The sequence below is a fragment of the Taklimakanibacter lacteus genome, from assembly GCA_003576695.1.
GTDB lineage: Bacteria > Pseudomonadota > Alphaproteobacteria > Rhizobiales > Aestuariivirgaceae > Taklimakanibacter > Taklimakanibacter lacteus.
Window position 1 is genome coordinate 60,374 of record QOZQ01000018.1, and the last position, 23,567, is coordinate 83,940.

Here is a 23,567-nt window from a genome sequence, read left to right on the forward strand (position 1 = left end):
CAGAGAATAGGTGCGCGAACGATTCTATTCAAGCACCCAACTCATGACGCGGTCATGACATTTTGTTTCGGCGGGTGGCGCGCTCGCGGATGGCGGTCGAGCTTTCGGGGCGCAGCGGCATAGGAATAAAACACCAGGCCGGGGGCGGCGTGCCGGGCAGCCGGCGGGCCTGATCGCCGGGAATACGGCGGCCCTCGTAGCGCAGCGCCGCCGGACTCTCGAGTGCCCGCATGGAGAAGCCGGGCCTCGCCAGGATGGCGAGCGGCAGCGTTTCGGGAATATCCGTCCAGTCGTTCCAGTGGTGGAGATGAGCGAAGCTGTCGGCGCCCATGATCCAGACGAAACGACCGCGGCGCAGCACCGGACCCAGCGCCGCCAGCGTGGCGGCGGTGGTGCGGGTGCCTAGTTGCTGCTCGAGATCGGTGACGATGAAGCGCGGATGGCGGGCGACCGCGCGCGCCACCTTGAGGCGCTCGTCATAGTCGCGATAGCCGTCCGCCTCCTTCAGCGGATTCTGCGGCGACACCAGCCACCAGATCCAGTCGAGGCCCAGATGCTTCAGGGCATAGAGAGCGACGGCGCGGTGGCCGCCATGCGCCGGGTTGAATGACCCGCCGAACAGGCCGATGCGCTGGCCGTCGCTGAACGGTGGCGGGATGATCACGGACGGATCTGCCCCGTGCCCATGACCTGGTATTTGAAGGTCGTCAGCTGCTCGAGGCCGACCGGACCCCTGGCATGCAGCCTGCCGGTGGCGATGCCGATCTCGGCGCCGAAACCGAATTCACCGCCATCGGCGAATTGCGTCGAGGCATTGTGCAAGGTGATGGCGCTGTCGACCTCGGCGAGGAAGCGCCGGGCGGCGGTGTCGTCGTCGGTGACGATCGCATCGGTGTGCTGCGATCCATAGCGGGCGATGTGCGCCATTGCCGCATCGAGATCCGAGACCACCTTCATCGAGACGATGGCGTCGAGATATTCGGTGGACCAGTCTTCCTCGGACGCCGGCTTGACGCGCGGATCGGCCATTTGCGTTTCCTGGCAGCCACGCACTTCACAGCCGGCCTCAAGCAGCATCCGGACGAGGGGCTTCAGATGGGTCGCCGCACAGGCCTTGTCGACGAGGATGGTCTCGGCCGATCCGCAAATGCCTGTACGGCGCATTTTGGCATTGAGCACGATCGCCTTGGCCATGGCGAGATCGGCTTCCTTGTCGACATGGACATGGCAGATGCCCTCCAGATGGCTGAACACCGGCACGCGCGCCTCCTGCTGCACGCGGGCGACAAGGCTCTTGCCGCCGCGCGGCACGATGAGATCGATTGTGCCGTCGAGGCCCGACAGCAGCAGGCCGACAGCGTCGCGGTCCTGGGTCGGCACCATCTGGATCGCCTCCTTCGGCAGGCCTGCCGCCGCGAGGCCGCGCTGCAGCGCCGCCACGATGGCGGCCGATGAGCGGAAGCCGTCGGAGCCGCCGCGCAATATGGCGGCGTTGCCGGATTTCATCGCCAAGGCGCCCGCATCGGCCGTCACATTGGGCCGGCTTTCATAGATGATGCCGATGACGCCGATCGGCACGCGCACCCGCGCGATCTCGAGCCCGTTGGGCCGCGCCCAGCGCTCGGTGACGGCGCCGACCGGATCCGGCAGCGCGGCGATCTCATCGAGGCCCCTGGCCATCGCCTCGATGCGCTCGGGCGTCAAGGTGAGACGGTCGAGGAAGGAGGATTTGAGGTCCTTTTTCCGCGCCGCGGCGAGATCGGTCTCGTTCTCGCGCGCGATGATCCGCGCATCGGCCCTGATCGCCGCCGCCATGGCCGTGAGCGCCGCATTCTTGGTCGCGGTCGGCGCCAGTGCCAGAGCGCGGGCCGCCGTCCTGGCGCCCCGCCCCATGGCGATGAGCGCTGCCCGCGTATCGGCCGCCGTTTCAATCTTGTTCATGCCCGCGCTCCCGCCGTCATCACCAGATCGTCCCGATGCACCATCTCGTCGCGCCCCCTGAAGCCCAGGGCCGTCTCGATCTCGCTCGTTTTGCGCCCCGCTATGCGCGCCGCGTCGTCCCGGTCATAGGCGACGAGCCCGCGGGCGATCTCGATGCCGGCCTCGCTCACAATACTCACCGCATCGCCTCTGGCAAAGCTGCCTTCGATGCGCTTGACGCCGGCTGGCAGCAGGCTCTTGCCTCTGCCCAGGGCCGTCACCGCACCCGCATCGATATGGAGGCGCCCCATCGGCACCAGTGTGCCGGCGATCCAGCGCTTGCGCGACTGCAGCGGAGTGGCACCCGACAGGAACCAGCTGCAGGTCTCGCCACTCTCGATGCGGCGAAAGGGATGCAGCGCATGGCCGGAGGCGATGACCATGTTGCAGCCGGCGGCGAGCGCGATCTTGCCCGCCTCGATCTTGGTGATCATGCCGCCCGAGCCCAGGCCTGAGACCGGCTTGCCGGCCATGGCCTCGATCTCGGGCGTGATCTCGCCGACCTCAGGGATGATCCGGGCCCCCGGCGTGCCGGGCGGCGCCGAATAAAGGCCGTCGATGTCGGAGAGCAGCACCAGGCAATCGGCCGACATCATCGAAGCGACGCGTGCCGCGAGCCGGTCATTGTCGCCGTAGCGAATCTCGGATGTCGCCACCGTGTCGTTCTCGTTGATCACCGGCACGGCCCCTTGCGCCAGCAGCATGGACAAAGTGGAGCGGGCATTGAGATAGCGCCGGCGCTCCTCCGTATCGTTGAGCGTCACCAGGATCTGGGCGGCGACGATCGCATGCTTGCGCAAGGCTTCCGACCAGGCATGCGCCAGCGCGATCTGGCCGACGGCGGCGGCGGCCTGGCTTTCCTCCAGCCTGATCGCGCCGGAAGCGAAGCCCAGATTGCGGCGGCCGAGCGCAATGGCGCCCGACGACACGATAATGACGTCCTGGCCGCGGCTGCGGGCCTTGGCCAGATCCTCGACGAGGGAGGCGAGCCATTCGGCCTTGATCGTTCCGGTCTTGCCGTCAACAAGAAGGGCCGAGCCGATCTTCACCACGATGCGGCGGGCTTTGCTCAGTCGGTTTGTCACGGCTGCCAGCTTTCGACCTTGACGTTGCCGCTCGCCTTGCCCTTCTCGCCGCGCCGCGTGTCGGAGATGACATTGAGCAGCTTCTTCATCACCTCTTCGACATTCCGGCCCGTGGCGCCCGACATCAGGATGGGCGTTTTGCGGATACGGCGCTTGAAGTCGGCGAGCTTCGACTCAAGGTCTTCCTGCGAGATCGCATCGACCTTGTTGAAGGCGATCACCTCAGGCTTCTCGGCCAGATGACCGCCGTAGGATTTGAGTTCCCTGCGGATGATGCGATAGGCGGCGGCCGGATCATCGCCCGTCACATCGATGAGGTGGAGCAGCACGGCGCAGCGCTCGACATGGCCAAGGAAGCGGGTGCCGAGACCATGCCCCTCATGGGCGCCCTCGATGAGGCCCGGTATGTCGGCGAGCACGAAGCTCGCGCCGGCAACCCGCACGACGCCGAGCTGCGGGTTCAAGGTGGTGAAGGGATAGTCGGCGATCTTCGGTTTCGCCGCCGACACGGCGGCAAGCAGAGTCGACTTGCCGGCATTGGGAAGACCAAGGAGGCCCGCATCGGCGATGAGCTTCAGCCTCAGCCACAGCCAGCGCTCCTCGCCCACTTCGCCCGGATTGGCGCGGCGCGGCGCCCGGTTGGTCGATGATTTGAAATAGGCATTGCCGAAGCCGCCATTGCCGCCCCTGGCCAGTCGGATGCGGTCGCCGATCCGGGCCAGATCGCCGACCAGCGTCTCATTGTCTTCCTCGAAAACCTGGGTGCCGGCCGGCACCTTGAGGACGATGTCGGGCGAATTGGCGCCGGCACGGTCGCGGCCCATGCCGTGGCCGCCGGTCTTCGCCTTGAAATGCTGCTGATAGCGATAGTCGATCAGCGTATTCAATCCATCGACCGCTTCGATCCAGATATCGCCGCCACGGCCGCCGTCGCCGCCATCGGGGCCGCCCATCTCGATGAACTTCTCACGGCGAAAGGAGACACTGCCCGCACCGCCGTCGCCGGAGCGCACATAGATTTTCGCCTGATCCAGGAATTTCATAATATTTGCCTAATTTTGTAAGCGCCATTTATGGCGAATGCCCTTACGTAATGTGCCCGTAAATTGAACAGAATCGACCTCATTCTGGACACATCCCTCGGGCTTTTAACGATTGTCATTGCTGTGTGCGACAGGGACAACAGTACACCAGCAAGGGGATATGAAAAACAAAGAGGGATTCCTGAATGAGGTCTGTCTATGCGTTGATTCCGGCTGCACTGCTCGCCGGCACCGTCCTTGCCGCGCCGGCCCATGCCAGCAACAAGGAAGACCCGGGCGCGCATGCTGAACGCATCAGCGCCCAGAAGAAGCACTTCAAGAAGACGACCGGGCTGAAGGCGACCGGCAAGACCCGCAAAACGGCCAGCTTGAAGAAGCGCAAGCAGGCGCATGCCAAGACCCGCAAATCTGCTGCCGTCAAGCTGCGCAAGGCAGGCGGAAAGCCGAAATTCGCCGCGACCGGCCTCAAGAAGAAGGTGAAGTCCTCGCAGCAGTTTGCCATGCATCATCTGGCCGGCACCAAGGTGACGTTGTCGGAGCAGGCGCTTGCCATCAATGGCGCCGGCGATGCGCGCGTCGTCTCGATCATCCGCGAGATGGCGCCGGCCTATGGCGTGCCGACCTGGTTCGCGCTGCGCATCGCCAATGTCGAATCCGGCTTCAACCCCCATGCCCGCGGGCGCGCCGGCGAGATCGGCGTCTATCAGCTGAAGTGCCAGACCGCGCGCGGCATGGGCTTCGAGGGCAATTGCTCGGCGCTCACCGACGCACGCACCAATGTGCGCTGGGGCCTCAAGCATCTGTCGCTCGCCATCGCTTCCTCGGGCGGCAATCTGAAGCTCGCGGCCTCCAAGCACAATGGCGGCCTCGGGCGCAAGTCGCTGGTGCACAGCTACATCGCCAAGGTGTTCTGATCGTTCCGATCCTGTCATCATCCCGGCTCGCGCCGGGATGACGGATTTTTTCACGCTCATGCGGCGAGGCCTTCCCAGCGTGCGCGGCTCAGGGTGAAACGGTGGCCCGGCACCCTTGTCTTGAGCAGCAAAGAGTCGATCTCGTAGCGGCCCGCATGCTCGAAGCCCGCCTTCTCGAGGACCCGGCGCGAGGCCAGATTCTGCAGCCGGCAGCCTGAGATCAGGCGATCATGCCCGGCTTCGGTGAAAGCATGGGCGATGATCGCCCGGACCGCCTCGCTCATATAGCCCTTGCCCCAATAAGGCTCGCCCAGCCAGTAGCCGAGCTCGGGCTCATCCGTCTCACGACGCTCGCAGCTCGCCACGCCGATGAAGCTTTCGGTTTCATCCTTCAGACAAATGGCGAAGATGGTCTCATCCGCAGGCTGGTCCACGGCCCAGGCGATGAAGTCGCGCGCATGGGCGAGGCTATAGGGATAGGGCAGGCGCGACAGCATGATGGCGACCTTGTAGTTGTCGGCTAGCGCTGCGATCGCTTCGGCATCGCGAGCCCCGACGGGCCGCAAGATGAGACGGTCGGTGATGATGACGTTCTTGCTCATGAGTCTGTTTCCAAAACAAAACGGGGAGATGGTCTGCCCATCTCCCCGTTTGCTGAAACTTCCTCATTCGCACCGGATCGATGAGACCGGTGGAAGGATGCGATCCACCGCTATTCTGCGGCCTTCGGCGGGTTCACGGATACGATCTGCTTGTTGCCCTTGCTTGCCCGGAAGGTCACCGTGCCGGCGACCGTCGCGTAGATCGTATGGTCGCGGCCGATGCCGACGCCCGTGCCCGGATGCCATTTCGTGCCGCGTTGGCGGATGATGATGTTGCCCGGAATGACGGCCTCGCCACCGAAATGCTTGACGCCGAGACGGCGGCCTGCCGTGTCGCGCCCGTTGCGGGATGAACCGCCTGCTTTTTTGTGAGCCATGGGGTGGTTCTCCTTACCTTATTCCTTGCTCTTCTTAGGCGTCTTGGCCTTCTCGGCCTTGGCTTCCTTGTCGACCTTGGCGCGCGGCGGCTTGCCGGCGGCGAGCTCCGTGGCCTGCTCGGCCCATTCCTCGCGCGCGATGCGGCCCGGCATCTTGATCTCGGCTTCGATCTTCTCGATCTCGGCCGGGCTCAGATTGGCGATCTGCGCATAGGTCGTATAGCCCATGTCGTTCAGGGTTTTCAGAATCTTGGGGCCGACGCCGCCGATCAGAGCGAGATCGTCCGCCTTCTTCTCCGAAGCGATCGGGGCGGCGAGCGGAGCCGCCTCCGCCGTCTTCTCGGCCTTGGCCGGCTTTGCCGCGGCCTTCTTCGAGGGCTTGGCGCCGCCGGTCAGGATCTCGGTGATCTTCACCGAGGTCAGATCCTGGCGATGGCCGTTCTTGCGGCGGAAATGCTTGCGGCGATGCTTCTTGAAGATGATGACCTTGGGGCCGCGCACCTGGCCGATGATCTCGGCGGCGACGGTGGCGCCTGAAACGAAGGGAGCCCCCACATCGACGCTGCCGTCGGAGGCGACCATCAGCACATCGGTGAATTCCACGATGTCGCCGGCTTCGCCCGGGAGCTTCTCGATCTGGATCTTGTCTTCGGCTGCAACGCGATACTGCTTGCCGCCGGTCTTGATGACTGCGTACATATCTGTCCTTTTCCCGCGCCCATCGGCGCCGCCCTTAAGGCGGACTTCGGTCAAATCTGGTTTGAGCCTGAGGCAGCGATATTAATTGAGGGGGCCAAAAGGGCCCCCGCAAGTCGGGGCGGTTCTATCGGGGGCGACATATAATGTCAAGAAATCCGTAAGGGCGGGGTTGCCCGGCGGGGCTCTATTCGCTATCTAGCCCCCGCCGCACATAAGCGCGCCTCGTATCTTTGCGGAGAGGTGGCTGAGCGGTTGAAAGCACCGCACTCGAAATGCGGCATACGGGCAACTGTATCGGGGGTTCGAATCCCTCCCTCTCCGCCACTTAATCAATTGATGTTATTCATAAATCACGGGTGAGAATGTGGCTTTGACGGTCCGTGGCCGACGGGAGCTTGCTGTCGCCAGGTGAGGCCACTAGGTTCCTCCTGCCTGTCGGGCGGGCGTTATGGGAATACAAATGAGCGACATCGTTGTCAGGTTGGGAGAACGCAGCATTGCCGTCGCTCTGCCCCAGTCTCTCCTCGCGGACGGCATTCTTGCCGGTTTGGCGACGGGTTCTGCGGCCGCGGCCGGCGATCGAACGATCATCGTCAGCCAGACCGCCGAGCGAAGCTTTGCCATCGACGTCGACCGTCGGCGCCTGGAGGCCGGGCTGACACGCGGCAGGGTCTGCGCGCGGCTGCTCGATATCCTCGCCACCCAGTTTGCCGAGATCGAGCAGGTGCCGGTGCTCTCTGCCGCCGCCGTCGGCTGGGGCGATGGCTCGGTGCTCATCGCCGGAGCCCCCGGCAGCGGAAAATCCTCGCTCGCCGCCTGGTTCATCGAGAAAGGCTTCTCGCTCATCGGCGATAATCAGATTGCCGTCGTCGATGGCGTCGCGGCGCTGGCCGGCTATCGCGCCCCGCTCACCTTTTCCGCAGCGAGCGCCGGTCACCTGACGGAGCTCGACGATATCGCCTCGGCGCCCATGGTGCGCACGCCCGAGCATATCCATGTCGGCATCAAGGATGCCTGGCATGCGCTCGACGGCTCGCCTCTCTGCGGCATGATGATCTTCCCGCAGCATGTGCCGCGCTCGCCCGGGCGCGTCGAGCGCCTGGAAGCGGCAACAGCGGCGATGCTTCTCAAGGCCCAGCTCATGCCGGGATGCGTACCGCGCGACGGCCATGACCTGTGGCATCTCAGGATGGCGCAGAATATTCCCGCCATTGCCCTGCGCTATTCCAACTATGGGCAGATCGAAGGCCTGCTCGATCGCCTCACCCGGCTCGCCATCGACGATCGCCTGTCACCCAGCCAGTTCGATCACTTCATCTCAGGGATCGGGCAGCCCCCTGCCGCGCTGACCCGCAAATATCCGGTGCCCCAGCGCAGCACACGGAAATTCTCACCCTTCCTGACGATCGGCATGGCGACCTATGACGACTATGACGGTGTCTATTTCAGCCTGCAGGCGATGCGCTTCTATCACCCTGAAATCCTCGACGACGTCGAATTTCTCGTCATCGACAATCGTCCCGATGGGCCCTGCGGCGCGCCGCTCAAGGATCTTGAGAGGCACATCGGCAATCTGCGCTACATTCCGGCCGGCGATGTGACCGGAACCGCGGTGCGCGAGCGCGTCTTCAGCGAGGCGGATGGCGAGTTCGTCCTGTGCATGGACTGCCATGTGCTGTTCGCGCCCGGCAGTCTCAGGAAGCTCATCGACTATTTCCGCTCGGTGCCCGCGACCAATGACCTGGTCCAGGGGCCGATGATGTATGACGATCTCGCCAGGACCAGCACGCATTGGACGGAAGGCTGGCAGGGTGGCATGTTCGGCATGTGGGCCAGCGATCCCCAAGGAGACAGTCCCGACGATCCGCCCTTCGAGATCCCGCTGCAGGGGCTCGGCATTTTTGCCTGCCGCCGCAAGGCCTGGCCCGGCTTCAATGCCGGCTTCCGCGGCTTTGGCGGCGAGGAGGGCTATATCCATGAGAAGTTCCGCCAAAGGGGCGGACGCGTCCTGTGCCTACCGGCGCTGCGCTGGCTGCATCGCTTCGGCCGCCCGATGGGGGCGAGCTATCCCAATCGGTGGGAGGACAGGATCCGCAACTATCTCATCGGATTCGGCGAGATCGGCTGGGATACTGCGGACATGCATGCGCATTTCCGCGAGCAGCTGGGGCGGCAGCAGGCCGACCGGATCTTCACGGCGGTGAGGAATGAGCTCGCGGCCGGGCCTAGCGCCATGGACGGGCAGAGCCTTCCATTCCCGGATATCGAGGTCGACGAGCCCCATGACCTGAATGAAGCGCGGCTGCGCTTCGTGGCGGAGGCCTCTGTCCAGGTCGTGCTCGAGAACTTTGCCGTCGAAAAGGTCGTCTGCCTGGGCCGCGCCGCCGGCCTCTGGGCAGATGAATTCTCGCGGCACGGCATTGTTGCGACGGCGGAACAGGTGACTCCCGCCGTCGCGGCGGCGGACGCTCATGATCATTCGTTGCGACTTGCCTGCTGCTTCGAGATCCCCGGCATCGCTTCCGCCACCGAAGCCGAGAAGATTGTTCAGCACCTTACCGGCATGGCCGCCACGATCGTATTCGCCTTTGCCCGGCCGCAAGCCAATGGCGCCGGCGATGTGAACCGGCAGCGCGCCTCCTGGGCCGCTTTGTTCGCACGCTGCGGCTATCGGCCGGTCGATTGCCTGCGCCCGGCGCTGGGGGGCGACCCGCGCATCGACAGCCATTATCAGCAGAACATCATCGTGTTCAGCCGAGCGACGGCGACCGACGGGAAGCGTCCGATCTCGAAAAGCGCAAGCCGCCCGGCGCCGCGCGGTGCGGAGCTGGGCGTATCGGTCGTCATGCCCGTCTACAATGGCGAGCTTTTCCTGGGCCAGGCGATCGAGAGCATTCTGTTGCAGACCCACCGGCATTTCGAGCTCATCGTGGTGAATGACGGTTCGAGCGATCGAACCGGCGCCATCGCCGAAAGCTATGAGCGGGCCGACAGCCGTGTGCATGTCATCCATCAGGAGAATGGCGGCGAGGCTGCGGCCTTCAATGCCGGATGCGCGCAGGCACGTTTCGCGCTGCTGGCCCGCGTCGATCACGACGATGTCGCGCTGCCGGAGCGGCTGGCGCTGCAGGTCGCTTTCATGGCGAAAAACGAAGACATCGCTGCGGCGGGCGGCGCCATGCGCCATATCGATCGCGAGGGAAAGTCCACCGGCAACATAGCGTCCTATCCTCTCACCCCGGAGGCCTGTCATGCCTGGCTTGTCAACTCGACCGTCGGCCCCATCGCCAATCCCACCGTCATGCTCAGGAAGGCCGCCTTCGATGCCTGCGGCGGCTTGCGAAACCAGTTCAGGGTCGCCAGCGATCTGGATCTTTGGCTGCGCATGGATGAGCAGTACAAGCTGGCCAATCAGCCGGATGTGCTGGTCGACTATCGCACGCATGGCGCCAATGCCACATCCCTGATGGGATTCAGCGTGATGCTGAGCGCCTATATTGCGAAGCATTCGGCACGGATGCGCCGGCAGGGCTTGCCCGACCCCGTTGCTGCCTGGTCACGTCTGGAGCTCGACAAGCTGGCCACATTCGGCCTTCCGGAAGAGGAGAGGTCGGAGGCCTATCGCTCCCTCTTCAACGCGGCCCTGAAAACGTTCACGGCGACGAAAGACGCAAAATATCTGAAACTGGCCGATATCTGCCTGTCCCTGATTCCGGAGAAGAGCATAACCCGCTGAATTTACAAGGTTTCCCGGAAAGTCGGGCGATGTGACAAAAATACAACGCAGGGTAATTTATTTCGGCCTGCGGCTTCCGGCGGGGGACAAGGTTTACCGGTTTCTGTAACGTTGCGCCAAGCTGTAAGTTTCTGGCTGTCAGGGGACCATCCATGTCGTTCAAGACGTCGTTGTTGAGTGCCAGTTCGGCGCTGACCATTGCATTGATGAACCAAATTCCGGCGGCGCAGGCCGCTGATGTCGTGGCCCCCGATCCGCTCTGCGCCGTCTCGGGCGTCAACGGCAAGATCGAGGCGATCGGCGGATACTCCGAAAACGACGATGAGGGTGGCGATGCGCTGATCAGCGGTCTCGGCTCGCTGAGCCTGCCCCTGGGATGCACTTTCGGCCTGCAGGCCGATATCGGCGTGATCGACGAGCTCGACCGCACCACCTATGGCGGGGCCGTGCATCTCTTCGCGCGCGACCCCGAATCCTACCTGCTCGGCGTCACGGGCGGATATTTCGATGCCGGCGGCACGGATATCTGGGCCGTGGGTCCGGAAGCCGAGTTCTATTTCGGTCAGTTCAGCCTGGAAGCCTGGGGCGGCTACGTCGATTTCGATTCAGGCAGCGACGGCTTCGTCTTTGTCGACGCCGCCTTCTATCCGACGGATGATCTGAGACTGTCGGTCGGCGGCACGATCATCGGTGACCAGGAATTCGTCCGTGGCGAACTGGAATATCAGTTCGCCGATCCCATGACATTCTCGCTGGGGGCCAAGGTCGGCGAAGACGACTATGTCTCCGTCACCGGGGGCTTGAGCTTCTATTTCGGTGGCGAGTCGAAGAGCCTGATCCGCCGTCATCGCGAGGATGATCCGCGCAACCGCGTCCTGGATTTCCAGGGCTTCAAGGAAGCCAGCGATTCGAGCAGCGGCACGAGCACGGGCACGGGCACGAGCACTGTCACCAGTACACCCGGCCCAACAGGCGCACCAGGCCCAACGGGCGCACCAGGCTAGCCTGGATAATCCAGCGTCGGCGCTTGCCTCGCTTCAACGCGTGCTCCTTGTCCTTATCCGCTCGATGATGCGCGGGATGGCGATCACGGCGATCAGCAGCGCGCCGATATAGACGCTGACCACCTGGCCCGGGATGTTGTTGAGCGACATGCCGAAGGTCAGGAGGCCCAGCACCAGCACGGCCAGGAACACACCGAGGATCGAGCCGACGCCGCCGGCGATCGACACGCCGCCCAATATGACCATGGTCACGATGTCGAGCTCCCAGCCGATGCCGATATTGGAGCGCACCGAGCCGAGGCGCGCCACCAGAAGGGCGGCGGCGAGGCCAGACAGGATGCCTGACACGGCGAACAGGATGAAACGCAGGCGCGCCACCGGAATGCCGGAGAAGCGCGCCGCCACGGGGTTGGATCCCGCGGCGAAGAGCCGGCGGCCCACCGCCGTCCTGTGCAGCACCAGGCCGAACAGCACGGCGAGACCGAGAAAGATCAGGAAGGACAAGGGCACCGGCGGCAGGAACAGCCAGGAAAGGCCGGTCTCCTTCATCTTGATGAAATAGCTCTGGCCGAGATCGAGGAAGTCGGAAGGGAATTTCGTCTTCGCCTGGTCGCCCAGTATCACCTGGGTGAGGCCGCGAAACAACGACATGGTGCCGATGGTGACGACGATGGACGGCAGGTTGAGATAGGACACCAGCACGCCGTTGAAGATGCCGCAGAGAAGGCCGATGCCGATGGCGACAGCGAAGAGGACCGGGGGGCCAAATCCGGCCTCGGCCGCATAGCCGACCCCCATGGCGGCCAGCGCCACGATGGCGGCGACCGAAAGATCGATCTCGCGCACCAGGATCAACAGCGCCATGGCCAGTGCGATGATCGCCTTTTCCGAAAAGTTGAAGGTCGCATCCGCCAGGTTGAAGACATCGAGGAAATAGGGCGAGGCGATGGTGTTCACGATGATGGTGAGCGCCAGCAGGGCGAGGAGGATCACTTCCCAGCGGAGTGCGATGTCGCGCCAGCGGCGCTGCGGCGCATCGGCGACGGCATAGCGGTCCCCGGATGTGACGGGCGCCGTCATGGCGTCACCCGTCTGAGCCGGCGCGCTTCGGGCAGGATCAATTTGTCCGGCCGGCGTTCGGCGCGCGCATTGATGACGACGGCGGCGAGGATGACGGCGCCCGAGATCGCCATCTGCCAGAAGGGCGAGATCTGCATCACCGGCAGCGCCGTCATGACGATGCCGAGGAAGAGGGCGCCGAGCAACGTGCCGGCAACCGTGCCGATGCCGCCGCCAATCGACACGCCGCCGATCACGCAGGCCGCGATCACGGTCAATTCATAGCCGCTGGCGATCTCGGAATAAGCGACGCCATAGCGCGCCACCCACAAATATCCGCACAGCCCCGAGACGGCGCCCGAGATCGAATAGGCAAGAAGATCCTGCCGGCGCTGGTCGATGCCGCAATAGCGCGCCGCCACCGGATTGCCGCCCACCGCATAGAGGCCGCGGCCGGCACGGGTGAAGCCCAGGAAGATCCAGAACAGCAAGGCCACCGCAATGGCGATCCAGACCGGGCTCGTCAGGCCAAGCCACACCTGCTTCGGGAAGGCCTGGAAGGCGACGCCCATTTCGGATGCGTTCACCTGGTCGCCGCGGGCGATGATGATGATCATGCCGCGGAAGATCGCCAGCGTGCCCAGAGTCATGACGATGGGCGGAATGCCGAGATAAGCGATGAGCGCGCCGTTGAGCATGCCGAGCAGCAAACCCGTCACGATGCCGGTCGCGATCATGAGGATGAGCGGCACGTCCGGGTAATACTGGCTGACCAGCGCCGCCATCATGCCCGACAGCGCCAGATTGGCGGCGACCGACAGGTCGATGCCGCGGGTCAGGATGACCACCATCTGGGCCAGCGCCATCATGAACAGCACCGATGTCTCGGTCAGCATGTCCCTGATATTGCCCCAGGCCAGGAAGGCCGGCTGATAGGCGCCGATCGCGGCAATGCCGATGACAAGGATCAGCGCCAGCACGAGTTCGCGATTACGCAGGAGCGCCTTCATGCCGCTTCCTTGCCGGCGCCGGTCGCCGCCCCCACGATCGCCTCGGCGCTCCATTGGCCACGCTTGAATTCAGCGACGATGCGGCCTTCCTTCATGACGATGACGCGGTCGGCAAGGCCCATCACCTCGGGCAGTTCGGAGGTGATCAGCACCACGGCCAGGCCTTCGCCCGCGAGCTCGCCGATGAAATCATGCACCGCCGCCTTGGAGCCGACATCGATGCCCTTGGTCGGCTCGTCCAGCACGATGACTTTCGGGCGCGTCGCCAGCCATTTGGCAATGACGACCTTCTGCTGGTTGCCGCCCGACAATTCGGCCAGGCGCTGCTCCCAATGGGCCGCCTTGACCGACAGCTTCCGACCGAGGCTTCGCGTCTCGGCCTGCTCGGAGGCGCGGGACAGGAACAGTCCCTTCACATGTTTCGTGAGGCCGGCAAGGGTCACATTCTCGCGGATGCCGAGCGAGAGGATGGCGCCCTGATCCTGCCGGTCCTCCGGCACATAGGCGATGCCGGCGGCGATCGCATCGGAAGGTGCGGCGATCGACAGCTTTTGCCCTTCCAGCGTGACCTCGCCCCTGGTGATGGGGGTGATGCCGAACAGCCCCTGCATGGCTTCGCTGCGCCCGGCGCCGACAAGCCCATAGAGGCCCAGTATCTCGCCCTGGCGCAGCGAGAAGGAGACATCGGCATATTCGGTCGCGTTGGACAGGCCCTCGACCGTGAGCACGGTTTCGCCGATTGCGACGTCGCGCTTGGGAAAGAACTGGTCGACCGGGCGGCCGACCATCATGCGCACCAGCTGGGCCTGAGTCACCGTGGCGATCGATCCCTCGCCGACCTTCTCGCCATCGCGCAGGCAGATGAAATCATCGGCGATGCGGAAGATCTCATCGAATTTGTGGCTGATGAAGACGATGGCGCGGCCTTCCGACTTGAGCTGGGCGACGACGCGAAACAGATCGTCGATCTCGCTCGCCGAAAGGGCGGCTGTCGGCTCGTCCATGATGAGGACCTGCGCTTCATGCGACAGAGCGCGGGCGATCTCGACCAGATGCTTCTGGGCGACGGAGAGGCGCTTGAGCTTGAAGTCGGGCGGGATCACGGCATCGATGCGCTTGAGCAGCGCCTGCGCGCGCTCGCGCATCTCCGGCCAGGCGACAAGCCGGGAGGCGCCGGTCGGCATATGGCCCATGAAAATGTTCTCGGCGACGCTCAATTCGTCGAACATCACCGTCTCCTGCTGGATCGCGGCGATGCCGGCGGCCCAGGCATCGCGCGGCGAGGCAAAGCTCCTGGCTTCGCCGCGCACGCGGATCTCGCCCTCATCCGGCCGGTAGATGCCGGTCAGGATCTTGACGATGGTGGATTTGCCGGCGCCGTTCTCGCCGATGATGGCCGTCACCCGGCCGGGTTTCAGCGCGAGCGAGACGTCGTGCAAGGCCCTGACGCCCGGAAAGCGCTTGGATATGCCAGAAAGGGTGAGGATGGGATCAGACACGATCATCCAACGGCAAGTACGGCACTTGGGAAGGAGAAATCACTCCCTCCAGTTTCCCTTCTCCCGTCCGGAGGATGGGAGAAGGTGCCCGACCTTGCTCCGCCGAAGCGGAAGTTATCTGCTCTGTCGGGGAGAAACCTCGGCTTCGCGAAGGCGAGAGGGTGGATGAGGGCTCTTTCTGGAGGCCCGCAAAATCTTCGAAAGCTGTTCTTGTTGTAGGCAAAGAGCCCTCACCCGCCCTGTCGGGCACCCTCTCCCATTGCTTCGCAACGGGCGAGGGGGAAAATTGGAGACGAGCTGCTATGGCCGAACACGAGTCCGGCCATAGCGCGATATTGCAGTAAGGATAGATCAGAAGATCTTGGCGAATTCCTCGACATTCGTCTTGTTGAATTCGAAGGGCTCGCCCATGATGCATTCGCCGTCCGGGCCGACGGTCGTCTCGCCCTTCTTGCCCATGGAGAGCTTGGCGCCTTCCTTCGTGTCGGCGCCGCCCAGTATCGCGGCCATGATCTGCGTCGAGGAATAGCCATATTCCACCGGATTCCAGATCGCGAAGCTGTCGCAGGCGCCCTGCATCACATAGTCCTTCATCTCGGAGGGAAGTCCCAGACCGGTGATGAAGACCTTGCCGACGAGACCGCCATCGACGATGGCCTTGGCGCCGGAGCGGATGCCGATCGTGGTCGGCGAGATGACGCCCTTGAGATTGGGATGCGCCTTCACCAGGCCCTGCATCTCTCGATAGCTCTTGTCGTCCTGGTCATCGCCATAGACCGTCGCCACCAGCGGCATGTCCTTGTAGTCGGGTTTCTTCCATTCCTCCTGCATGGCGGCGATCCAGGAATTCTGGTTGGTCATGGTGGAAGCCGCCGACAGGATGGCGACCTCGCCCTTGCCGCCCAGCGTCTTGGCGATCATCTGCACCTGCTTGGCGCCGATGAGCGGCGTCGATGAGGCCGATAGATGGACGATGCGGCCGGCGGGCGCGATGGCGCTGTCGAAGCTCATCACCTTGATGCCGCGCTCCATGGCCTTCTTGCCGACCGGCACGAGGGCGTCGGCGTCATTGGCGGAGACGATGATGCCGTCGACCTTCTGGGCGATCTGCGCATCGATCACGGCGATCTGCTCTTCGGCGGTCGGTTTGGCGGAGGCGGTATAGATGATCTCGATGCCGCCCAGCTCCTTGGCGGCTTCGCTGGCGCCATTGGCGCAGGCGTCGAAATAGCTGTTGCCGAGATTCTTGACGATCATGGCGATGCGCTTGTTCGCCTGGGCTCTCAGCGGTGTCGTCAATATTGCCGGGGCCGCGGCGATGAAGGCGGCTCCGCCGGCATATTTCAAGACTGTACGGCGTGTCGTGGTCATCTCAATTTTCCTCCCTGGGCATTTGCCTGCGCTCACATGGTGCCTTCATTGGGCTTCCGGAGCAAGCCGCGCAACGCTCCTTCGCGGCGCCATCATCTTGGCCATTCGTCGTAACCGAGCCGCATATAGATGCTGTCGCACCAAACGCCCGCAACCTCTATCGTGCGTTGCGCGAAGCCGGTCTTGCGGAAGCCGAGCCGGGCCAGCAGGCTGAGGCTCGCATCATTGCGCGGATCGATATCGGCCATGATCTCGGTGAGCGCGCAATTGGCGAAGGCGAAGCCGATCAAAGCCTGCAGGGCAACGCGGCCAATGACATCGCCCTCGCATGTCATGGCATGTTCCATCCTTTCGCCCTGCCGACCTAGTTCCGGGTGACCGTGAAGGGCGTCGGCATCCGAAGGTTGCGGCGGCCGCAAAATCAGCTTTCGGGCGGGAAGGACCGGCGGTTCCGCCATCGGATCAGTTCGCCACGGAAAATGCGCCAATCGGCAAATGGCGCGTTGCAACACCATCTTACATTGCGTAAGTTTATGCAGGCAAGCTGGGTTCTCGTGCCCCCACGGACCCCGTACGCCTTGAAAGCCCGGCCCCGCCGGGCTTTCTTGTTATTTGGGGTTATTTGAGCCCCGGCCCGATTTCCAAGTAATCTTCGGTAAGATTACTTGAAGGAACCAACCGCCTTTCATTTCAGTTCAATCCTCCGAATGGAGGAATTTTCAATGAAACATATTCTGACCACCACCGCCTTGGCCTCGGCCCTCGTGCTGGGAACCTTCGCGAGTGCAACCCTAGTCAAAGCTCAGGGTGCCGGGGCGCAGGAATGCATCGGCGAGCAATGTCCCGGCGCCGGCGGCGGCATGAAAGGCGGCGGCGAAGGCAGAAAGATGAAAGCCCCAGGTGAGGACAATCAGGGCGTATCCGGCAAGCGGCTGAGAGGTTCAGGCCAGGACAACCAGGTCGAGGACCAGTCCGGCGACCAGGTGATCCCGCGCAAGAAGCGCATGCGCGCCCAGCAGGACAACGACAATGTCGATGTGGACGTCGATGTGCGCAGCCGCAGCCGGGTGAGCGAAGGCAAGTGGCGCTATAATCCGGACCGGCATCATCGCCGGCGCAGCAAGGACGCAACCTTCCGCTTCTATTTCGGCGGCTACTGGTATCCTGAGCCCTATTGGGAGGTCTATAGCGTCAGGCCGCGCTATCGCATCAGTTGCGGCGAAGGCCGTCAGATCGTTGCCGAGCGGTTCAACCGGGTGCGGGTCGTCGAATGCAGAGGCCAAACCTATACCTATCTCGGCCGGCGTTCCGGCGATACCTGGCGGATCCTGCTCAACGCACGGACCGGCCGCATCGTCGACCGCGACCTGATCTAGCGCGATGGCGAAGCATGCACAGACTTCCCAGCCGGCAAGCGATGCCGACCGGCCCTTCCTGATCTCGATCTTTATCGGGCTCGCGGCCGCAACCATCGGCACAGGCGCCATTGCGGCGATGTTGGCCTGGACGATGACGCAATAAACAAGGCCCGCAGATCCTTTCAAATCTGCGGGCCTCTTGCTTGTGTCAAAACTTAGCTGTTGCGCTAAGTGTTGTCTCGTGATACTTAGCCTTATGGCTCAGTATAACCAGCTTGATCATGTCTTCCAGGCGCTTGCCGACCCGACCCGCCGGGCGGTGATCGGGCGCCTGGGGCAGGGACCGGCCAGCATCAGCGATCTGGCGAAACCCTTCGCCATGGCGCTGCCGTCCTTCATGAAACACATCCACTATCTCGAGGACAGCGGGCTCATCCGCACCAGCAAGGAAGGCCGGGTTCGGACCTGCATCCTCGAGAAGAAGACTCTTGCCACGGCGGAAAGCTGGCTCGCCCGGCAGCGCGCCCTCTGGGAGGGCCGGACCGACAGGCTCGAGCACTTCGTCATCGCCGAACAGAACAGGAAAAATCCGAAATGAATCGTCCGCTCAATCCCGATCTCGATCTCAGCGTGTCGCGCATCATCAAGGCGCCGCGCCAGGCGGTGTGGCGCGCCTGGACCGATCCCCGCCGCTTCGAGCAATGGTGGATACCGGCGCCGGCCAAATGCAAGGTGGTCGCCATGGAGCTTCGTCCCGGCGGCTCCTTCATCACCCGGATGAGCGAGAATGGCGGCACTTTCGGGCCGCATGTCAGCGGCTGCTTCCTTGCCGTCGACGACCTCGAGCGGATCGTCTTCACCGATGCGCTGCTCGGCGGCTGGCGGCCGTCCGAGCAGTCCTTCATGACCGCGGTCATCACCTTCAAGGATCATCCGCAAGGCACCGACTATATGGCCTATGCGATGCATCGCAATCCGGAGGATCGCAAGACGCATGAGGAAATGGGATTCCATGACGGCTGGGGTACGGTCACCGCGCAGCTCGCCGGGCTTGTCGAATGAGACTGATCCCTCCGCCGCGCGACCTTGCTCCGCCGAAGCGAAGCCTGTTTGCCCCACCGGAGAGAAAACCTGGCTTCGCGAAGGCGAGAGCGCGGGGAGGGTGGACGCCCGCAGGGCGGACGGGTGGGGTCTCTCGCCGAGACAGTGTCTGAATAATTGGTCTGAACGGCTCGCAGATTGCTTTGCCTGCGAGACCTCCTTGCTGAGACACCCCACCCGTCGCGCGTTCCGCGCGCCACCCTCCCCGCCTTCGGCGGCGGAGGGAGATTTATCGTGCTTTAGTTGACCGTCTGGCGCTTGGCGCCGCTATCGGCCTGTTCGTCATTCGAATATTCGCCGGCATTGTCGAACATCCGGCAGGCGAGCTCGGTCTTGATGAAGGAGAAGGCGACGCAGCTGTCGCTGTCGCGGCAGCTCGCCTCGCAATCCTCGAAGCGGTCCTGCGAGCTCTGGCGGAACGGGTCGCCCGGGAACAATTTGTGGCGGAAGCGGATCATGGCGACCGTGGCGTCGGAAATGGGCGGCGGATAGGTATCGTCCTTGAGGCCGCTCATGGTGCTGGGCTCCATCAGGCGCAAGGTCGGATCACCCTTCAGGAAGCACATCGCGTTCCACATATTGAAGGAGTAGGCGCGGCATGAGCCGTTGCCGGCGCAGGCGCTTTCGCACGAAGCGAGATCGCCGATGCTCTGCGCATCGAGCAGCGGCCCCGACAGGTCGGTGTTCGGCATGCGCCGGAACGACATCTCGATCCGGGGCTCGGGCTTGCTCTGCTCCTTCAGCAGCACCTGCGCCACCTTGAGGCCGGCCTCTGCCGTCTCGCTGGGCCTGAGCTCGAGCGAGCGGCGGTAATCGGCAATGGCGCGATCATAAAGACGCAGTTCCTGATAGGCCTTGGCGCGGCTGCGGTAGAAGAGGGCGCTTTTCGGGTTGATCACGATGGCCTGGTCGAAATCGACAAGGGCGCGGTCATACTCGCCCTTCTTGAAGAACACATTGCCGCGATTGCCATAGGCGCCGGCATAGGCCGGATCGAGGGCGATGGCCTGGCTGTAGTCCTCGATCGCCCGGTCGAGATCGCCCTTTCCGGCATAGGCGACGGCGCGGTTGTTGTAGGCAAGCGTCAGACCGGGACTGAGCACGATCGCCTGGTCGAAATCGGCGATGGCGCGGTCATAGTCGCGCTTGGCATGATAGGCGTTGCCGCGGTTGTTGTAGACATTGGCATTCCGGGGATCGAGGGAGATCGACGCCGAATAGTCGCTGATCGCCTGATCGTAATAACCCATGCCGAAATATTCGAGACCGCGGTTGAGATAGGCGATGGCCATGACGGGAGCGGAATTGCTGCCCGCCTCGATCAGGGAGGTGCAGGCCCTGATCGAGGGCTCGCCCTTAAGCTTTTCGCAATCATAACGCTCGTCGGCGCGACCGGTTGCGGCGGGCATCGCCAGGAAGGCGAGCAACGAAATCGTCAGAATATCGAGCCTTCGTCCGCGCATCTGAGCATGATCCGGAGCGAGCAAAGCCGACCGCCGGCCAAGCCGTCCAGTGGCCCCGCGGGTACCGGTCCTGGATAGCAGCTGCGGCTTTCCAGCCTCTTAACGCCTGTGCATGCAGCGGGGCGTCGCCATCGGCAGGCGCATGGCGAGGCTTGCCTGCTCGCGCAGCGTGCCGAGCCTCGTCAGAGCCACCGGCAGGCGGGACGGCGGGTCGCCCCATTCCTCATAGAGGGCATGAGCGTTGCGGATGATCCGCTCAGGCGAATCCCACCGGGCGAAAGCCGTCGCCTGGAAGGAAGGACTCAAGAGCAGATCGGCCGCCGCCCGGGCGGGCGGCATGCCCTGCCGGCGGCGCTTGTGCAATTCGTCCTCGAGGGTCTGCCAATAGGCGATCTGCAATTCGACATCCGGGCGCGTCGCGACCGGCCCGTGGCCGGGCACGATGACCTGCGCATCGAGCGCCAGAATCCGGCGCAAGGCAGCGATGATATTGGCGAGCGGCCCCGCCCACATGACCGGCGTGCCGCCCGTGAACAGAATGTCGCCGGCATAGAGAACTCTTTCGGAGGGGACATGGACCATGGCATCGCCCTCGGTATGCGCCGGTCCCGTTTCGATGAGCGTGAGCTCGACGCCGTTCACGGCGATGGTGGTCTCGCCGGAGAAGCCCTGATTGGGCGTGGTCAGGCGTATGCCGCGGAAGTCGTAGGGCGCCAGCATCGCGCCGGCATAGTGACCGAGCCTGTCGAGGCCCGCGACCGGCAAGGCCTTCATCACGCGGGTAGCCTGCGCCAGAGCGCGCAGCGAACCGGGCGTCACATGATGCATGTGCCTGATGCAGGCATGCGTCGCGATGATGCGGCGGCCGGCGAAGAGCTGGTTGCCCCAGCAATGATCGCCATCGGCATGGGTGTTGATCACGCTGTCGACCGGCGATGGCCCTACGATGTCGGCGGCAAAGCCGAGGAATTCGCGCGCGTAGGTGAGATCCCATCCGGTGTCGATGATGACGCTCTTGCCGCGGCAATCGACGAGCCCGAAATTGGCCTCGCCCCATGACCCGTTCGGCACCATCCAGGCATAGGTCCTGCCGGCCAGGCGATAGAGGCCTTCGCGAAAGCGGGGCGTCTCGCCATAGCGCGTCGTGTTGCGGTCGGGACCTTTGAGGAAGACAGGTGTCACAGGATCCGGTGGGTGATCTCACCCACCCCTTCGATGACGAGCCGCAGCTCGTCGCCTTTGGCGAGCAAGTGGCCGGCCTCCAGGCCGCACCCTCCCGGCAGCGTGCCCGTCGCGATCAGCTCGCCCGGATGAAGCTGCTCGTCCTTCGACAGATGCGCCAGAACCTCGCTTAGGCTCCAGCGCATGCCGGCCGCGCTCGGCCGCGCAACATGCCGGCCATTGATCTCGACCACAGCCCGAAGCGCATCGAGGCGCGGCAGGATTTCATCGGCGGTGACCAGTGTCCCCGACATCGAGCTCATGAAGTGCTTGCTCTTCTGCGGTCCGAAGCCCGAGCGCATCTCGGCGCGCTGGATGTCGCGGGCGGAGAAGTCGTTGACGACGACAAAGCCGCCGATCGCGGCATGGGCCTCTTCCGGCGTGGCGTTGCGCAAGGGCCTGGCCAGGACGAAGCCCAGCTCGAGCTCGTAATCGAGGGCCTGCGTGAAGGTGGGGATGGCGATGGGCGTTCCGCTCGGCACGATGGTGAGATGATTGCCGAAATAATAAACCGGCTGGACATTCGAGAGCTTCGGCGGGCGGAAAGCCGGGAAGGTCGATCCCGTCAGCTTCTCATAGGCCTGTGCGAGGCGCGAAGCGGCCGGCATGAACCGGCGGACATAGCCCCGCGAGGAATTGACCCAATGGTCCTCGTAAAGCAGGACATCGCGGAAGGACCTCGGCTGGAAAGGCAGCACAAGCCCACCCTTGCTCGCAGGCGGGGGAAGCCCTGTGAGCCAGGCGAGCTGCGCGGCCTCGTCCTCGGCAAGGGCCGTCCAGCCACCTGCCGTTTCGACCTCGATGACGCTCGTTCCCGGCCGGCCAGGTATGATGTGGCGACGTATTTTCACGACCACCTCGTTGGGGCTAGCAACAGTCTACGTCCGGTAGCAACTGCTTCATCCCGCTATTCCATCTACAGCCGTGAACGGAAAGCAAGTGATGGACACCGGCAACCTGTTGATTCTAGTGTCGGACGGCAAGAATGGGAGATTCACGTTGAGCGTCAAGAAAGTCGCACTGGTGACCGGTGCCGGGTCGGGCATCGGCCGGGCCGTCGCCAAGGGGCTGGCCAAGGCCGGCTATTCGGTCGTGCTGGCGGGCCGCCGCCAGGATGCGCTCGATGCCACCAAAGCCGAGATCGGCGGCGATTGCCTGGCGGTTGCGACCAATATCGCCGATCCCGCCTCGGTCGCGGCACTGTTCGCGGCCACGAAGAAGACCTTCGGCCGGCTCGATGTGCTGTTCAACAATGCCGGCATCGGCGCGCCCGCCATCCCGCTCGAGAACCTCAGCGTCGAGCAATGGAAATCCGTCGTCGACACCAATCTGTCGGGCGCCTTCTACTGCACCCAGGAAGCGTTCCGGCTGATGAAGTCGCAGTCGCCTTCGGGCGGGCGCATCATCAACAACGGCTCGATCTCGGCGCATGTGCCGCGCCCGCTGTCGGCGCCCTATACCGCGACCAAGCATGCGATCACCGGCCTGACGCGCTCGACCTCGCTCGACGGGCGCAAATACAATATCGCCTGCGGTCAGATCGATATCGGCAATGCCGCGACCGAGATGACGGCCAGGATGGCGAGCGGCGTGCTGCAGGCCGATCTGTCGACCAAGCCCGAGCCCACCATGGATGCGCGCCATGTGGTCGATGCGGTGGTGCATATGGCATCCCTGCCGCTCGATGTGAATGTGCTGTTCATGACGGTGATGGCCAACACCATGCCCTTTGTCGGGCGCGGCTAGGGAGCGATGAGTTCAAGCTGACGCGTCACCCTCACCCTCATCGACGCTAGTTAAGTGATGTGCGCTGATTCTCCCTCCGCCACCCTCCCCGCCTCTCGCCTTCGCGAAGCCGAGGCTTCGCTTCGGCGGAGCAAGGTCGGCGGCGGAGGGAGATTATGATCTGAGGGATGCTTCGAGGCGCTGTTTCACCGGTGAAATTTCTTACTGTGTCACAAACGCCTCGTTCGTCTTGTTTTGCGGTGCGGTGAGATAGGGGCTGCACAACAAGGGCATCGTGGCAGTGTGCTGACGAGAGAGGC

General features: G+C 63.8%; 23 protein-coding genes and 1 tRNA gene. 9 read left to right on the top strand and 15 right to left on the bottom strand.

Translation table 11 applies throughout. The annotated features are described in order from the left end of the window. Positions 1 to 52 precede the first annotated feature (52 nt). From DT068_RS27575 to obgE, 4 genes are read right to left on the bottom strand one after another with little or no spacing between them, the layout of a single operon-like run. On the bottom strand, positions 53 to 664 hold the full coding sequence (locus DT068_RS27575) for a nicotinate-nucleotide adenylyltransferase (protein ID WP_119393125.1): 612 nt from the start codon (positions 662 to 664) through the stop codon (positions 53 to 55). Then, positions 661 to 1,941: a glutamate-5-semialdehyde dehydrogenase gene (locus DT068_RS27580; protein WP_119393126.1), complete on the bottom strand. Its 1,281-nt coding sequence runs from the start codon at positions 1,939 to 1,941 to the stop codon at positions 661 to 663. Before DT068_RS27580 ends, DT068_RS27575 begins: the two co-directional genes overlap by 4 nt. Further along, the gene (gene proB / locus DT068_RS27585) at positions 1,938 to 3,065 is read right to left on the bottom strand and encodes a glutamate 5-kinase (RefSeq protein WP_119393127.1); all 1,128 of its coding nucleotides are present in this window, start codon (positions 3,063 to 3,065) and stop codon (positions 1,938 to 1,940) included. The genes DT068_RS27580 and proB overlap by 4 nt, the downstream gene beginning before the upstream one ends. Beyond that, positions 3,062 to 4,108, bottom strand: coding sequence for a GTPase ObgE (gene obgE / locus DT068_RS27590; protein WP_119393128.1), 1,047 nt, complete (start codon positions 4,106 to 4,108; stop codon positions 3,062 to 3,064). Before obgE ends, proB begins: the two co-directional genes overlap by 4 nt. Positions 4,109 to 4,293: 185 nt before the next feature. Between obgE and DT068_RS27595 the strand changes: the two genes are divergently transcribed. Next, positions 4,294 to 5,022 (top strand): transglycosylase SLT domain-containing protein, encoded by a 729-nt coding sequence (locus tag DT068_RS27595; protein ID WP_119393129.1) that lies wholly within the window; start codon positions 4,294 to 4,296, stop codon positions 5,020 to 5,022. Between the two features lie 56 nt (positions 5,023 to 5,078). Here the strand turns inward: DT068_RS27595 and DT068_RS27600 are convergent, their stop codons facing one another. The 3 genes from DT068_RS27600 to DT068_RS27610 all read right to left on the bottom strand — a co-directional run bounded on the left by DT068_RS27600 (position 5,079) and on the right by DT068_RS27610 (position 6,700). Next, a complete protein-coding gene (locus DT068_RS27600) occupies positions 5,079 to 5,624 on the bottom strand; it encodes a GNAT family N-acetyltransferase (RefSeq protein WP_119393130.1) in 546 nt (181 codons plus the stop codon). Positions 5,625 to 5,734: 110 nt separating this feature from the next. Continuing rightward, entirely contained in the window at positions 5,735 to 6,001 is a 267-nt protein-coding gene (gene rpmA / locus DT068_RS27605) for a 50S ribosomal protein L27 (protein ID WP_119393131.1), read from the bottom strand. Positions 6,002 to 6,019: 18 nt separating this feature from the next. After that, entirely contained in the window at positions 6,020 to 6,700 is a 681-nt protein-coding gene (locus tag DT068_RS27610) for a 50S ribosomal protein L21 (protein ID WP_119393132.1), read from the bottom strand. Between the two features lie 234 nt (positions 6,701 to 6,934). Here DT068_RS27610 and DT068_RS27615 point away from each other — a divergent pair. The 3 genes from DT068_RS27615 (at position 6,935) to DT068_RS27625 (ending at position 11,440) form a co-directional block, all read left to right on the top strand. Continuing rightward, positions 6,935 to 7,024: transfer RNA gene (locus tag DT068_RS27615), tRNA-Ser, on the top strand. Positions 7,025 to 7,160: 136 nt separating this feature from the next. Then, a complete protein-coding gene (locus DT068_RS27620; protein ID WP_162914504.1) occupies positions 7,161 to 10,436 on the top strand; it encodes a glycosyltransferase in 3,276 nt (1,091 codons plus the stop codon). 152 nt (positions 10,437 to 10,588) lie between these two features. Beyond that, on the top strand, positions 10,589 to 11,440 hold the full coding sequence (locus DT068_RS27625; RefSeq protein ID WP_119393134.1) for a hypothetical protein: 852 nt from the start codon (positions 10,589 to 10,591) through the stop codon (positions 11,438 to 11,440). Between the two features lie 33 nt (positions 11,441 to 11,473). Here the strand turns inward: DT068_RS27625 and DT068_RS27630 are convergent, their stop codons facing one another. The 5 genes from DT068_RS27630 to DT068_RS28240 all read right to left on the bottom strand — a co-directional run bounded on the left by DT068_RS27630 (position 11,474) and on the right by DT068_RS28240 (position 16,714). Further along, the gene (locus DT068_RS27630) at positions 11,474 to 12,520 is read right to left on the bottom strand and encodes an ABC transporter permease (protein ID WP_119393135.1); all 1,047 of its coding nucleotides are present in this window, start codon (positions 12,518 to 12,520) and stop codon (positions 11,474 to 11,476) included. After that, positions 12,517 to 13,509 (bottom strand): ABC transporter permease, encoded by a 993-nt coding sequence (locus DT068_RS27635; RefSeq protein WP_119393150.1) that lies wholly within the window; start codon positions 13,507 to 13,509, stop codon positions 12,517 to 12,519. The genes DT068_RS27630 and DT068_RS27635 overlap by 4 nt, the downstream gene beginning before the upstream one ends. After that, positions 13,506 to 15,014 carry a sugar ABC transporter ATP-binding protein gene (locus DT068_RS27640; protein ID WP_119393136.1) on the bottom strand — a complete coding sequence of 503 codons (1,509 nt, stop codon included), beginning with the start codon at positions 15,012 to 15,014 and terminating at the stop codon, positions 13,506 to 13,508. The genes DT068_RS27635 and DT068_RS27640 overlap by 4 nt, the downstream gene beginning before the upstream one ends. A 345-nt stretch (positions 15,015 to 15,359) precedes the next feature. After that, positions 15,360 to 16,379, bottom strand: coding sequence for a rhamnose ABC transporter substrate-binding protein (rhaS, locus tag DT068_RS27645; RefSeq protein WP_119393137.1), 1,020 nt, complete (start codon positions 16,377 to 16,379; stop codon positions 15,360 to 15,362). Positions 16,380 to 16,471: 92 nt separating this feature from the next. Next, positions 16,472 to 16,714, bottom strand: a complete 243-nt coding sequence (locus tag DT068_RS28240) for a GNAT family N-acetyltransferase (protein ID WP_162914505.1) — start codon at positions 16,712 to 16,714, stop codon at positions 16,472 to 16,474. 387 nt (positions 16,715 to 17,101) lie between these two features. On the opposite strand from DT068_RS28240, the gene DT068_RS27655 reads away from it, so the two are divergent. From DT068_RS27655 to DT068_RS27665, 4 genes are all read left to right on the top strand, one after another. Beyond that, positions 17,102 to 17,755 carry a hypothetical protein gene (locus DT068_RS27655; protein ID WP_119393139.1) on the top strand — a complete coding sequence of 218 codons (654 nt, stop codon included), beginning with the start codon at positions 17,102 to 17,104 and terminating at the stop codon, positions 17,753 to 17,755. Between the two features lie 4 nt (positions 17,756 to 17,759). Then, a complete protein-coding gene (locus DT068_RS28245; RefSeq protein WP_162914506.1) occupies positions 17,760 to 17,900 on the top strand; it encodes a hypothetical protein in 141 nt (46 codons plus the stop codon). Positions 17,901 to 17,993: 93 nt separating this feature from the next. Beyond that, the gene (locus DT068_RS27660) at positions 17,994 to 18,335 is read left to right on the top strand and encodes an ArsR/SmtB family transcription factor (protein WP_119393140.1); all 342 of its coding nucleotides are present in this window, start codon (positions 17,994 to 17,996) and stop codon (positions 18,333 to 18,335) included. Continuing rightward, complete coding sequence (locus DT068_RS27665) at positions 18,332 to 18,799, top strand: SRPBCC family protein (RefSeq protein WP_119393141.1); 468 nt, start codon at positions 18,332 to 18,334, stop codon at positions 18,797 to 18,799. The genes DT068_RS27660 and DT068_RS27665 overlap by 4 nt, the downstream gene beginning before the upstream one ends. 278 nt (positions 18,800 to 19,077) lie before the next feature. Here the strand turns inward: DT068_RS27665 and DT068_RS27670 are convergent, their stop codons facing one another. From DT068_RS27670 to DT068_RS27680, 3 genes are all read right to left on the bottom strand, one after another. After that, the gene (locus DT068_RS27670) at positions 19,078 to 20,301 is read right to left on the bottom strand and encodes a tetratricopeptide repeat protein (RefSeq protein WP_119393142.1); all 1,224 of its coding nucleotides are present in this window, start codon (positions 20,299 to 20,301) and stop codon (positions 19,078 to 19,080) included. 99 nt (positions 20,302 to 20,400) lie between these two features. Then, positions 20,401 to 21,483: an MBL fold metallo-hydrolase gene (locus tag DT068_RS27675; protein WP_119393143.1), complete on the bottom strand. Its 1,083-nt coding sequence runs from the start codon at positions 21,481 to 21,483 to the stop codon at positions 20,401 to 20,403. Next, positions 21,480 to 22,373 carry a fumarylacetoacetate hydrolase family protein gene (locus tag DT068_RS27680; RefSeq protein WP_368905323.1) on the bottom strand — a complete coding sequence of 298 codons (894 nt, stop codon included), beginning with the start codon at positions 22,371 to 22,373 and terminating at the stop codon, positions 21,480 to 21,482. Before DT068_RS27680 ends, DT068_RS27675 begins: the two co-directional genes overlap by 4 nt. 148 nt (positions 22,374 to 22,521) lie before the next feature. Here DT068_RS27680 and DT068_RS27685 point away from each other — a divergent pair, with 148 nt between their 5' ends. After that, positions 22,522 to 23,268 (top strand): SDR family oxidoreductase, encoded by a 747-nt coding sequence (locus DT068_RS27685; protein WP_368905324.1) that lies wholly within the window; start codon positions 22,522 to 22,524, stop codon positions 23,266 to 23,268. Positions 23,269 to 23,567: the final 299 nt, after the last annotated feature.